Source organism: Streptomyces sp. NRRL WC-3742 (assembly GCF_000720635.1).
Taxonomy (GTDB): Bacteria; Actinomycetota; Actinomycetes; order Streptomycetales; family Streptomycetaceae; genus Kitasatospora.
Genome location: NZ_JOCF01000062.1, coordinates 12,464 through 23,931 on the forward strand (window position 1 = coordinate 12,464; position 11,468 = coordinate 23,931).

At 70.7% G+C, this 11,468-nt stretch carries 11 protein-coding genes; 4 read left to right on the forward strand and 7 right to left on the reverse strand.

Annotated features, from left to right (window positions below):
- Positions 1-56: 56 nt before the first annotated feature.
- Positions 57-590 (reverse strand): ATP-binding protein, encoded by a 534-nt coding sequence (locus tag IH61_RS41650; protein WP_234327387.1) that lies wholly within the window; start codon positions 588-590, stop codon positions 57-59.
- 282 nt (positions 591-872) lie between these two features.
- On the opposite strand from IH61_RS41650, the gene IH61_RS0129450 reads away from it, so the two are divergent.
- Together IH61_RS0129450 and IH61_RS0129455 are read left to right on the forward strand one after the other, a co-directional pair.
- Positions 873-1,646 (forward strand): aminotransferase class IV family protein, encoded by a 774-nt coding sequence (locus IH61_RS0129450; protein WP_031075345.1) that lies wholly within the window; start codon positions 873-875, stop codon positions 1,644-1,646.
- Between the two features lie 35 nt (positions 1,647-1,681).
- Positions 1,682-2,626: an SUMF1/EgtB/PvdO family nonheme iron enzyme gene (locus IH61_RS0129455; protein ID WP_324607632.1), complete on the forward strand. Its 945-nt coding sequence runs from the start codon at positions 1,682-1,684 to the stop codon at positions 2,624-2,626.
- A gap of 55 nt (positions 2,627-2,681) precedes the next feature.
- Here the strand turns inward: IH61_RS0129455 and IH61_RS0129460 are convergent, their stop codons facing one another.
- The 6 genes from IH61_RS0129460 to IH61_RS0129485 form a co-directional block, all read right to left on the reverse strand.
- Positions 2,682-3,641, reverse strand: a complete 960-nt coding sequence (locus IH61_RS0129460) for a hypothetical protein (protein ID WP_078911489.1) — start codon at positions 3,639-3,641, stop codon at positions 2,682-2,684.
- A 393-nt stretch (positions 3,642-4,034) separates the two neighbouring features.
- Positions 4,035-4,361, reverse strand: coding sequence for a hypothetical protein (locus IH61_RS0129465; protein ID WP_051838317.1), 327 nt, complete (start codon positions 4,359-4,361; stop codon positions 4,035-4,037).
- A 192-nt stretch (positions 4,362-4,553) separates the two neighbouring features.
- Positions 4,554-5,483 carry a ParB N-terminal domain-containing protein gene (locus IH61_RS43315; protein WP_051838319.1) on the reverse strand — a complete coding sequence of 310 codons (930 nt, stop codon included), beginning with the start codon at positions 5,481-5,483 and terminating at the stop codon, positions 4,554-4,556.
- 67 nt (positions 5,484-5,550) lie between these two features.
- On the reverse strand, positions 5,551-7,308 hold the full coding sequence (locus IH61_RS0129475; protein ID WP_051838321.1) for a relaxase/mobilization nuclease domain-containing protein: 1,758 nt from the start codon (positions 7,306-7,308) through the stop codon (positions 5,551-5,553).
- A complete protein-coding gene (locus IH61_RS0129480; RefSeq protein ID WP_031075352.1) occupies positions 7,305-7,895 on the reverse strand; it encodes a plasmid mobilization protein in 591 nt (196 codons plus the stop codon). The genes IH61_RS0129475 and IH61_RS0129480 overlap by 4 nt, the downstream gene beginning before the upstream one ends.
- 413 nt (positions 7,896-8,308) lie before the next feature.
- A complete protein-coding gene (locus IH61_RS0129485) occupies positions 8,309-9,352 on the reverse strand; it encodes a DUF2637 domain-containing protein (RefSeq protein ID WP_234327389.1) in 1,044 nt (347 codons plus the stop codon).
- 314 nt (positions 9,353-9,666) lie between these two features.
- Here IH61_RS0129485 and IH61_RS43320 point away from each other — a divergent pair, with 314 nt between their 5' ends.
- Both IH61_RS43320 and IH61_RS0129495 read left to right on the forward strand, forming a co-directional pair.
- Positions 9,667-10,161: a helix-turn-helix domain-containing protein gene (locus IH61_RS43320; RefSeq protein ID WP_234327393.1), complete on the forward strand. Its 495-nt coding sequence runs from the start codon at positions 9,667-9,669 to the stop codon at positions 10,159-10,161.
- A 569-nt stretch (positions 10,162-10,730) separates the two neighbouring features.
- Positions 10,731-11,432: a hypothetical protein gene (locus tag IH61_RS0129495; protein WP_051838325.1), complete on the forward strand. Its 702-nt coding sequence runs from the start codon at positions 10,731-10,733 to the stop codon at positions 11,430-11,432.
- Positions 11,433-11,468 lie beyond the last annotated feature (36 nt).

Sequence of the window (11,468 nt, forward strand, 5' to 3'; positions counted from 1 at the left end):
GGAATTCGGTGCCGGCCACTCGATCGTGGGCCCGCCGAGTGCGGGCGTTCTGCAGGTCAGAGTTCGCGGAGTGCGACCAAGGTGCGGGCCACAACCAACGGCGTGTCCCTGTAGGACCGTCCGGCGTTGCCCTGGTTGTCGGCGCTGCGGCCGCGCCCGTCGTCGTTCCTGAATCTGGGATCTCGACCAGCGATCAGCAGCTCCGACCACACGACCTTTCCGGCGGCCCCGGGAGGGTAGTAGTAGCCCCACTTCTCGCTCAGGGCATCGACCAGGAAGACGCCCCGGCCGCTCTCCGCGTCCTCGCCCACCTCCTTGACCACCGGCGGGCGGCGGTCGTTGTCCTGCACGAAGATGACCAGACGCCCGCGTTCGAGCCAGAGTGCCAGGGTGATTGCCTTCACCGGTGACAGCGGCGAGTACGGGGAGACCTCATCGTCGGCGTGAGTGTGCCGAATGGCGTTGGTGACCAGCTCGGACACGATGAGATTGGCCGTGTCGATCGTGTCGCTCGGAACCTGCCAGCGGCGGAGCAGGTCAGTGGTGTGTCGCCGGGCCCACCCGACCGCGTTCGGGGTGTCGGCCAGCACCAACTGGCTGGTGCAGGGGCGTGCTTGTGACACGGGAGTCCTCCCGGGTTGGGAGCTGTTGGGGTGAAGGCTCGCCGCGCGGTTCTCGCTCACCCCGTTCGAGGGATGCAGACCTTGAACTGTCCAACCGGGAAGCCAACGTTGTGTGACTAGGCTGGCGCCCAAGGTGACCAAGCCGGTACGACCTGGCACTGCCCCGGCCCTGAACTTTCACCGAACTTCGGCACCCGACTGGCCGGAACCACGCCTCGCCACTCGGAGGCCGGTGCCATGCTTGGCGCCATGGCGGAACTGAACGGTAGCCCGATCAGCCTGGACCATCTCCAGGCCCTTGCCCTGACGAACTACGGGCACTTCACCTCGATCCGTGTGGAGGACGGCCACGTTCGCGGCCTCCCCCTCCACCTGGCGCGTCTGGCCCGTGACTGCCGCGCCGTCTTCGACACCGACCTCGACCTCGACCGCGTCCGGGACTTCGCCCGTCGCGCCGTACCGTCCTCCGGGGACTGCGTGGTCAGGGTGACGATCTTCGATCCCGCCCTCGACCTCGGACACGTCGGGAACGACGCGCACCCCCACGTCCTGGTGACCACCCGACCAGCTGGGTCTCTGCCCCTTCCCGCCATGCGCGTTCAGTCCGTGGTCTACACCCGCGACATGCCGGCCGTGAAGAGCGTCGGCCTCTTCGGCTCGCTCCGCCACCGACGCGACTCCCAGCGGGCAGGCTTCGACGACGCGCTCTTCACCGACACCGACTCCGTGATCTCCGAGGGCGGCACCTGGAACGTCGGCTTCGTCAAGGGAGACCAGGTCGTCTGGCCGGACGCCGAGTGCCTGGTCGGCACCACGATGGAGCTGCTGCGCCAGGCTCACCCGTCGTCGACCGCGACCGTGTGCCTGGGCGACCTCACCGACTTCGACGCCGCCTTCGCCACCAACATCGGCATCGGCGTCCGGGCAATCAACGCGGTCGACGGCGTGACCTTCCCGGACACACACCCCGTGATCGAACAACTCCGCAAGGAGTACGCGGACGTGCCGACCGATCTACTCTAGTTGCCACCAGCGAGGGGACGCTGGGCGCAACGGCTGTGGGGTGGAGGGCCGCGTTGGCGACCGTAGAAGTATGGACCGGTGTCGAGGTCAAAGCGCTTCGGCAGGCGAAGCGGATGAGCATCGAGGCGTTCGCGGCTCACCTCGGCATCAGCGATCGCATGGTGTCGAAGTGGGAGTCGAGAGGCGCCGATATCACGCCCCGGCCGGTCAACCAGGCCGCTCTGGATACGTCGTTGGCCGCATCCGGTCCCGAAGCCCACGAACGCTTCGTCCGGTTGACCGGCTCCTCGGACGCCGTCCTCTCCGACCAGCACGCGGAGACGGAACATGCGCTGCCCCGGCAGCACCAGATCACGCACCCCGGCGACGGCAAGCGGATGGCCCTCGTCGAAGCCGGGGTGTTCCTCGCCGGCCCCGAGAAGAGGCCGATCTGGCTGCCGGACTTCTACATCGACGTCTTCCCGGTCACGAACTCGGACTTCTCCCGCTTCGTCGCAGCCACCGGGCACCCGGCGCCCCGCCACTGGCCCAAGGGGAAGTGCCCCGACAGCCTGTTCGACCACCCCGTCGTGTTCGTCACCTGGCACGACGCCGCCGCGTACGTGCTCTGGGCGGGCAAGCTCCTGCCGACCAGCCAGCAGTGGGAGAAGGCCGCTCGTGGGCCGCGCGGCGACGCGTACCCCTGGGGTGATCAGCTGACCCCGGCGAAGTGCAACAGCCGTGAGAGCGGCATCGGCCGGACGACACCGGTCAGCCGATTCCACAGCGGCGTCAGCGCGTACGGCGTCTACGACCTGTGCGGCAACACCTGGGAGTGGTGCTCGGACGAGTCCGAACCCGGACGGCGCGAACTCAAGGCCGGCGCCTTCACCAGCCCGTTCGCACGGGCGACCCCGTCCGCCTTCAACGACGCCGACACGACCATGTTCGACGACGACACCGGCTTCCGATGTTGCTTCGTCGAGGCCGAACCGACCTGAGCGAGAACGGGACGGCGAGGCGCGGCAAGATCGGCGGCACGGGCCTGCACAAGGGCTATCCGGTGATGGCCAGGCCCCCCAGGGTCATGCCGGCGGCCTTGGCGGCGCGCAGCGCGTTCCTGGCGCGGGCCGCTCCGCTGCGGGTGGCCGCCTCGCCGCCGCCGACGCCTACCGTTCGTTCTCCGAGGCCGGCGCACGCCCGGCAGATGCCCGGCTGGGGCACCGGGTCGTGGCACTTGGCGCACTCGCTGTACCGGGCCGCTGCGGGCCGTACGGCGGCCTGGACGGGCGGCAGCTTGTGCTCCAGGCGGTAGCGGAGCACCGCAACCGCCGAGTGCATCGGGGCGGGCAGGCCCGGCAGCAAGGCATGGGCGAGGTCTGCGGAAGTCGCGCCGCGCTCCAGCCACTGCGCGACCAGGGGTGCGAGTTCCTCGACTTCGGCCTGGCCGAGCCGCAGGCGAGGTTCGGGGCCGATCACCCGGAACAACGTGGCGACCGCCTCATGGACTTGCTCGTCCGGCACCGTCAGGGGCTGCTCGTCAGCCTCCTCCTTCGGGGATTCCTCCCGCCCTCCCGCCTTCGCCTGCGGCTCGTCGGCGCGGACCGGCTCGTCGGCCTGCTCGGCAGGGAGGGAGGGTTCTTTCACCAGGTCCTTTGGAAGGGTGTCAGCACCACCGGTGGTCGCTCCACCGGAGACCGGACGGGTGGCACCCGGCAGCGCCCGCTGCGGGGTGTCGTAGACATGGGTCTCGGTGATGATCGTGCCGTCCGGCATGCGGATCTTCTCGACGCGGTAGAAGCCGGCCTCGGTCAGCTCCTTCAGGGCCTTGCGGATCGCACCTCGCCCCTGGGGGCTGGAGTCGGCCATGTGCCGGCCGTCCTCGCGCCAGCCGTCCGGGCGGGAGAGGAGGTCGGCGAGCAGGCCGCGGGCGGTGAAGGACAGCTGCCGGTACTGCAGCATGGCGTTGGGCAGCACGGTGAAGTTGCGCACGTGGGCGCTACGATGGACACGCATCGGGAGTTCAGGCTCCTGTTGCCGGACCCCGGAGCGTTGGCGCGCTGCCGGGGTCGCCTATTTTCGGTTGGACCACGGAACGTAGCACAGACCCGGCCCGAAGATCGACGTGATCGGCGAGCGATCACCATCACACTCGATCTGGTCTCACTCGATCTCCAAGCAGCAAGGGTGGAAGTCCAGTTGGCGATCCCGCGGCCGTCGGCACGTGGTTCTGCCGGACGGGCACCGAGGGATTTACGGAGTAAATTTCAGGTCGGTTTACCGAGGAAATCCTCTCGGTTTTACTCAGTAAATCCGACCCCTTCTGTTTCAGCTCCTGAAACGGCGCCCCCGCCCAGGAGCTGGGCAGCGCTCCTTTCAGTCTCTGAAGGAGCGCCGCCAGCGGTTGTACTAGGCGAGGTAGGTCAGCCGGAAGAGGCCGTCGAAGCCGAGGCCGCGGTACATCTCGTCGAAGGACGCCCAGACTCGCTCGTTCGCCGTGGCGCCCCGGACCGCGGTGACGTCGGCGGTTTCCAGGTCGTGTTCCCTCCACTCATGGGTGCAGCGGCAGCGGACGAAGACCATGCCGGGCTCGACGTGGATCAGGAGCCAGTCGCGGGCGGCGTTGCAAGCGGCGCAGGTGATGGTGATGCCGCGCGGGTTGAGGGGTTCGGGGTGGGGAACGGCGAGGACGACGGGGTGGTGGGAGTTGCGGTGGTCGTCAGCCGAGTTGGTCATGTGCCGCCCTTCTCAGTGTCGGTTGCAAGCACCACAAGCCGACCGCTGGCCCGATGGTTCCCTGTCTCCGGAGAACTACATCGAATCGACACCATGACTGCGTTGCAGGCCAGTTGACGGTCTCCGCGATGGCTTATCCCCGGAGAAACCGCTGCGGTTTCTCCGGGGATAAGCCCGGCGTCGGATGACGGGTCAGCGTGGACTGGTGGGCGGGGTGTCGGCTTCGCGGGCGAGGAGTTCCTCGGCGAGGGTGCGGGCCTCAGGCGTGAGGTTGTCAAGGACCTCGCGGATGAGGGCGCTGTCGGGCCGACCGGCGAGGCTGCGGACGGTGTCCCAGTGGTCGGCGATCAACTGGAGCGCCTGCTGGGAGTGCCGGAGGGCGTCCTGGCGCTGGGCGAGGTAGTGGTCGGCGCGCCGGGCGGCTTCGGGCCAGTCGATGAGGCCGTCGTCGACCAGGCGGGCGAGGGTGGGCTGGATGTCGCCGTCGGCGGCGCGAACGGCGTCGACTCGGTCGACGTGCGCGCGCAGGCGTTCCTCCTCCTGGCAGCGTTCGAGTTCGGTGAGCGCGGCGGGCATGTCGAGGTCACCCTCGGTGACGCGCACTGCGAGGTCCGGGGCCTGGGCTCGGAGCAGGTCGTACTGGGCGTTCCGGGTCTTGACGGCGGCCTTGTGCTTGCGGGCCTGCTCGTAGGCGGCGTCCAGGCCCATCGCGCCGGTGATGACCAGGCGGACGAGGGTGGGGGCGTGCTTGATCACCGTCGTGGCGAGGGATACGCGGGCGGGGCTGATGCCGTAGGTGGCGGCGTCGTCTCGCGCGGAAAATTTCGAAACAGAACGCCCCTTCGCGATGATCATGGCGCGCTGGCCCTGGGTGAGATGCCGGCGCCGGATGTTGAGCGCCCAGGCCACGGCAGCGGGGTCTCCCTTCGTGTGGGTGGCGAAGCGGGGTTCGACGCCGGCGAGCTTGCAGGCGGCGAGGCGGTTGCGGCCGTCCAGCAGGACGCCGTCGGCGTCGAGCAGGATCGGCTCGTGCTGGCCCTCCTTCTTGATGGCCTGGGCGAGGTCGAGGAGTTCTTCCTCGTTCATGGTCGGGAACGTGGCGGTGAGGGGGTGGACCTTCACAGGGCTCCTTGAGAGCGAGGACAGGGACGGGATGGGCCGGCGGACGGGAGAAGGCGGCCGCCGACGGCTACCGCCTAGGGCGGTTGGCGTCGACCGTGGGCGGTACCGGCGGCGCGGGCGGCACGGTCGTGGTCACCGTGGAGGCGGAGGCACGGCCGGTGGTGCTCCTGGACAGGGCTGCGCGGGTACGCAGTTCGTCCGGGGTGGCGGCCGGTGCGGGGGCGGGGAGGTGGGCGTCGCGGCGGATGCGCCAGGTGAGGACGGCGGCGGGTGAGTCGGCGGTGGCGAGTTCGCGTCGACCGGCGGCGTTGGTGAGCAGGGTGGTCGGGTCGTGGCCGGCGGCTTCGGCCTGGGCCAGCGTTGCGGCGAGGGCTGCCCAGTTGTCCTCGGCGAGGAGTCGGGTGGCCTGGTCGGCGGGCAGGGTGCGGCGGACGGTGGCGGCCTGCCGGTCGTGGTCGGGCTTGGGGAGGAGTCGGCCTTCGAGGGTGAGGTGGGCGATCGGTTTGGCGGCGTGCCGAGCGTAGGCGGCGCGCAGGTGTTGGGCGGCGGTGTGGGCGGCTTCGGCCTGGTGGCGGTGGCCTTGGGCGGCGTGCCACTTGGCGATCACGATGGCGAGCAGGACGAGGCTGGTGAGGATCGTGGCGGCGGCTGTGCCGTCCTCGCCCCGGCCGTTGGCGGGTCCGGCGTGGAGGAGTTCGCGGGCGGCGGAGCGCATCGCGCGCAGGTCGGCGCCGGCTGCGCGGGTGTGGGCGATGCGGGTGTACTCCAGGGCCCGTGCGGCCTGGTTGATCTCCTTCCTGCTGAGGGTCGGACTGGTGGCGGCGAGAGTGTCGAGGACTTCGAGGCCGCCTCGGATCGCCGCCTCCGCGCGGGCGGCGTCCTGACCGTCGTCGAAGGCCGGATAGGCGTGCTCGATGGTGGTGCTGGCCCGGTGGCGGCTCACAGCAGGCCAGGTGCGAGGGTCGGGTGTGGGAGCGGGCTGGTCGATGCCGGCGGTGAAGCGTGCTCGGATCTTGGGCTGGGTGAGGTCGGAGGCGAGTTTGCTGCCGGAGAACCAGACCGGCCCGGTCTCGTCGCCGGTGGGGAGGGCGAACTTGTAGCCGGTCACGTCGCCGGAGGGCGCTCGGCGCACGCCGAACAGGACACCGTTCGCCGCGAGACGTGCGGTGAACTCCTCCTCGTCCGCGGCCCCGGCCAGGGCCTGGCGGACGGCGGTGCGCAGGCGGTCTCGGTCGGTGCCCTCCCGGCCGAGGCGCTCGGCCTTGCGGATCTCGGCGCCCGTGGCTCGCTTGGGGATCGCGTCCCGGTACTCGCGGGTGCGGGTGTCGGAGAGGTCCTTGAGCCCGTACTGGCGCTCGATCTTGGTGAGTTCGTCTTCGACGCGGTACTGGTCGCCGTACAGGCGAGCCTGGGTGAGGTCGGCGCGGACGACGGTGGCGAGGATGTGGATGTGGTTGTCGGCGTGGCGCACGGCGACCCAGCGGCAGGCGTCCTCGTCGCCGTCCGGGGCGATGCCGGCGGCAGCCATGACGCGGTGGGCGATGGCGGCCCAATCCTCGTCGTCGAGGATGCGGTCGCCCGGGTCGGCGCGGATCATGCGGTGGTAGACGTGGTTGTTGACCTTCCTTCCGTACTGGAGGACGTGCAGGTCGAGGGCGTCCCCGAGCTGTTCGAGGGTGGCGGAGGGGTGGCGGCCGGGGTCGGGGACGAAGCCGTCCCAGGAGGCGACGATGTGCGGGTCGGTGTGCTCGTTCGCCTTGCCGGGGCCGTACAGGTAGCGGAGCGCGCCGAGGGTGTCGTTGCCGTGGACGGCCTTGCTGATCACCGGCGCTTCGCCTTCTCCAGCAGCGTGGCCACCCGGTCGACTTCCGCGATCAGCACGGCGCCTTCATCGAACGCCTCGCGCACCGCGGTGGCGGCCTCCAGGTACGCGTCGGGCCCCGGCTGGGAGCGCACGTGAAAGGCGTGCGTGAGCTGGTTGAGGTTGTTCGCCGAGCCCGCGTGCTGCCGGCGCAGCAGGCGCACCTCGGTGGCCAGCGCGTCCACGCTCGCGTCACGGCCGCCGAGGCCGACGGCGGGGTCGTCCGCCAGGACCTTGGCCGCGCAGTAGGCGGCGACGGCCAGCCCGTACTCGGCCGCGCGGCGGGCGATCTCGGCGTGCTGCTCGGCGGTCACGCGGAAGGCGATCTTCACGCGCTTGGGGTTGGCGTTGTCGCGGCGGCGACGCTTCGACGCGCGCGGCTCAGTCGGCGCGGCGGAGCGGACAGCACGGTGCTCGGCACGCTCGGCGGAGCACGACGGGTGGTCGGCGGCGTGGGTGCGGCGGGACTCGGTGAGCGTCTCCTCCTGCTTCGCCGCGCCCTCGCGGTGAAGCTCCGGTGCTGCCGCCCTCGGCAGCACCGTCCCGTCCACGCCCTCCTGGGCGTGGACGTCCGCATCGGGACCCCTGTAAGGGGTCCCGACGCACTCGCTTGCTCCGCTGTTGGCCTGGAGGTGGCCAACTCCATTGCGGTCCGGCGAGGTTACAGCACCGGCCACGTGCTCGTGCGGGGTCGGTCGGGTAGCGGTCAGGGCGTGCTCCTGGGGTAGCGGGGTCGGGGTGCGCAGTGTGCGGGGTGATGCCTGATTTGGCGGGGCCGGGCTTCGCAGGTAGGAGGGCGCGCGGCGCTCCGGTCGGCGCCCGGAGAGAGGCCGGTCCCGTCCGGGTCGGGGAGTGACCGCGGACGGGACCGGCAGGGTGGGGACTTCTGCCCATCGGCAGAAGTCCCGGTGACCGGACCAGGACCGGGGTGGGTTCCGGTCGGTCCGGTCACCGGGGACGGGGTTTAGCCGACCGGCGGGTGCGGACGAGCCTGGTCGTCCGGGAACTCCTTGCGAAGCTCGTCCATCAGGACCGTGAAGCGCGTACTGCCGAGCGGCAGGTTCGCTTCGCGGACGGCCCGCTCGACGACCGGGCGGCTGGGGCGACCGTGCGCCCGGACCGCCGGACGGCTGACCTCCAGCAGCCGGTCCATCGACGCGCCCGCAGGCCGTCCGGTCCGCCGCGCCGGACCGTTGCCGTCCGCCGGGAGCCGCTCGTCCGCGTCCGGACCGTGGTCCGCGGACGGGGGAACGGGGACTTCTGCCGACCCGTCCGGGACCGGACCGGTGCCGGTGTCCGCGGACGGGCGCCGGACGGCTTCGTCGGATTCCGGACCGGTGGCAGAACCGTCCGAACCGTCGGACGGACGGCTGCTGCTCGCGGTGGACGGACCACGGTCCGCACGGACGGGTACCGTGATCTGGACCGGAGCGTCCGGACCGCTCGGACGGTCCGGACCGGCAGAGGCGGGGACCGGACGGTCGGCGGAAGTCGCGTAGGACGGTCCGGTCCCATCCGAAGACGGGACGGGAGCGTGGCGGGCGATGAGGATGTAGAGGTGGACGGCGCCTCCGAGGGCGAGCGGCGAGAGGGTCGACAGCGCGCCGACGACGCCGTCGCCCAGCCTCAGGCCACCGCCGTGGTCGAGCACCTGGTTGAGGCGCACGGCGTGCAGAGCGTTGGCCCACACGCTCGCGGCGGTCGCCCCTGCGAACAGGAACCAGGCGTAGACGCGGGCCGCCAGCGGGGCCGCGCGCAGGACGAGCAGCGCGCGCACGCCGTAGGCGATGAACCCGTCGACGGTGAAGGGGAAGACGTACGTCAGCGGGCCGCGCACGTGGATCGCGACGGCCATCTGCTGGAGGGCGTCGAAGGACAGGAGGAAGCCGGCCAGGCCGATCAGGGCGACGGCGAGGCGGTCCCACGCTGTGGCGCGGGGACGGGAGACGGCAAGGGCGCTGAGCCGGACGGCTGCGTCGGCGGTGGGCAGCACCGTACGCTGGAGCACGCAGGTTCCTTCCTCGGTGCGCTCGGGCTGCAACCCGGCACCAGGGTCGATCGTCGTGGATGGGCGGTTTCGGGACCTTTCAGGCCCTCGGTGTTGGTAGCACCGGGGGCCTTCGGCCTTCTCGGGGCGAGCAGCAGGCAGCCTCCGCGATGCGGTTCGACTTGACATGCATTTCGCCATGCATGACTATGGCACCCCGGCGACCGTAATGCAAGTCGCCTCAAACTCGAATGCGAGGTGAATGGGTGCCCGAGAACGACGAGCCCACGACCAACCCGGCCGAGGGCCAGAGGGAGGATGCCGCCTCCACCGTCCTGAGCGAGGAGAACGCGGCCGAGCGCGTCCGCCTGGAGCGCGAACTCCGCGGCTGGAGCACGGGCGAGCTGGCCAAGCGCATGACGGAGGCCGGCTACCCGATCAACCAGTCCTCGGTGTGGCGCATCGAGAGCGGCGAACCGCGCCGGCGGATCAACCTGAACGAGGCGATCGGCTTCGCCAAGGTCTTCGACCTGGCCCTGGAGGACTTCCTCGGCCCGCCGACCTCACCCGAGGAAAAGATCATGCAGCAGGTCGCCGACCACGTGATCTTCGGGTACCGGACGACGGCGCAGGGCGCCGAGTTCACGGCCACGGCCATGGCCGCCGCCCAGAAGTACTGCCGAGACTTCCCCCACAACGCCAAGCGGCTCCGCGGCAAGATCGCGATCGGTCTCTCCTTCGAGTACCGCAAGCACGCGCCAACCAAGCTCGTCCAGGAGTTCCTCAAGGGCGGCAAGATGCCCACCGATCCGGTCCACACCGACGAGTGATCGGACCAGGCACACTCCCCGGCCACCGCCGACCGTCCGCAACGGCCACTCAAGATCTTTTTTGGTAAAGAGCCGAAACGCTCCTAGCGTGCTCACCGAGCCCGGAAGGCCACTTGGTACGGCCGGAAAGCAGAGCTAACGTCACACCCCACGCGGCCACCAACCGCGCGAACCGCCCATCCACGACGATCGACCCCGGTGCAGGGTTGCAGCCCGCCAGCCACCGAGGAAGGAACCGAGTGCCGTCCACCCGGTGCACACCTCTCTCGTCGCCCCCGGCGACCCGGCCGACCCCAACGGCCCTGGTGTTCACTTTCGAAATTCCAAGACCGATCTGACGGTCTTCCCCAGCTGCCGCCCGCACGCAGGACTCCACCCTGCCCACTCCGCGACGCAGCTTCTCCGCCGCCCCGCCTCTCAGCGCGCGGCCGGCTCCACGACGCCGCCCAACAGCCGGCGCGCCTCGCCGCTCCCGATCCGGAGCGAACACCCACCCCGCCCCCGCCGCACCGTCACCGGCTCCCCCACGCTGCCCGCCCACGGGGAACCGACCGCCGGACAGGAGACCCATGCCCGTCACCGCCCTCGCGCGGAAGTCCCCCACCACCACCGCCGCGATGCTCGCCAGCGCGGCGAGTACTCAGTCCCCTTCAGCGATCGCCCAACCAGTTGGGTGGCTCCACCTCGGCCGGCGCGTGGACAACCGGCCCGAGTCACTGGCCACCTGGCGAGTGACGACCTCCCAGCTCTCGGTCGCAGCGGCCGTCGCCGACCACTTCGTTGTGGCCACTGCGGACGCCGCAGCCGCGGAGGATGACGAGATCGAGGTCATGACCCGCACTCCAACGATGCGGATCATCGTCAACACCGAGGCGATCACTGTCGACATGCGGCGGTGGGGCCAAGGCCGCCTCGTTCACCACTGTGACGGGGCTGCCTTCCTATCCCCGCCCACAGCCGCCGGTTCCCCCTGTGGATGCCCTCGCTCGATGGCGGACCGTAAGGCACTGGCCAAGGCCGGACGCGGTCCCCACCCGAGCGTGACGGTCGATTGCCGCCTCGCGCAGGCCCCGGGCCTCGGCATGTTCCGCTTCCAGTCCGCCTCCTGGAAGCTCGCCGAGTCGCTTCCCACCGTGCGGGCCGCGCTCGCCGCCACCGGTGGCGAGGCGCTCTGCGAGCTGGCCATCCGGCGCGTGGACGTCCCCATCGGCGGCGGGTCCCACCTCGCGTATCGCATGCCGGCTCTTACGGTCCTCGGCCCCTGGGGTTAACGAGAAGGGGGCAGCCCGCTGGGCTGCCCCCTTCTC

What these genes read in the sequence shown, in the direction of transcription:
- IH61_RS0129465 (WP_051838317.1), bottom strand. Translation starts at nt 4,361, where the DNA reads ATGACCAACTCGGCTGACGACCACCGCAACTCCCACCACCCCGTCGTC.
- IH61_RS0129495 (WP_051838325.1), top strand. Translation starts at nt 10,731, where the DNA reads ATGCCCGTCACCGCCCTCGCGCGGAAGTCCCCCACCACCACCGCCGCG.
- IH61_RS0129460 (WP_078911489.1), bottom strand. Translation starts at nt 3,641, where the DNA reads ATGCGTGTCCATCGTAGCGCCCACGTGCGCAACTTCACCGTGCTGCCC.
- IH61_RS0129450 (WP_031075345.1), top strand. Translation starts at nt 873, where the DNA reads ATGGCGGAACTGAACGGTAGCCCGATCAGCCTGGACCATCTCCAGGCC.